Here is a 263-nt window from a genome sequence, read left to right on the forward strand (position 1 = left end):
TCCGGGCGCAAATTGCCATTACGGCAGCCTGACGCCCGCATGACACGTTACTTCCGCTTGTTCAGCCAGTTCACGATCATACTGGCAAGAATGCCAGCAATGACCGGAGCCGCTAAATCGTGCCAGAAGGCCATACCTAACTGCGCGAACGTCATATAGCCGCCTGTGTTGTAATGACAACGTTTCGCGGCTATTCTTGAATGGTCTAGATGCAAGAATGGCCCCCGTGATGTTGTCAGGTATATACCTGCAACGTGCGGGGG

Annotated in this window: 1 protein-coding gene; it reads right to left on the reverse strand. The window is 53.6% G+C overall.

Annotated features, from left to right (window positions below):
* Positions 1-47 precede the first annotated feature (47 nt).
* Positions 48-155, reverse strand: a complete 108-nt coding sequence (locus HEN21_RS22750; protein WP_176252067.1) for a type I toxin-antitoxin system toxin Ldr family protein — start codon at positions 153-155, stop codon at positions 48-50.
* Between the last annotated feature and the right edge of the window lie 108 nt (positions 156-263).

This window comes from Escherichia sp. 93.1518 (genome assembly GCF_013368915.2).
Classification (GTDB): domain Bacteria; phylum Pseudomonadota; class Gammaproteobacteria; order Enterobacterales; family Enterobacteriaceae; genus Escherichia; species Escherichia ruysiae.

Coding starts and splice junctions, on each gene's coding strand:
- HEN21_RS22750 (WP_176252067.1), bottom strand. CDS start 155: ATGACGTTCGCGCAGTTAGGTATGGCCTTCTGGCACGATTTAGCGGCT.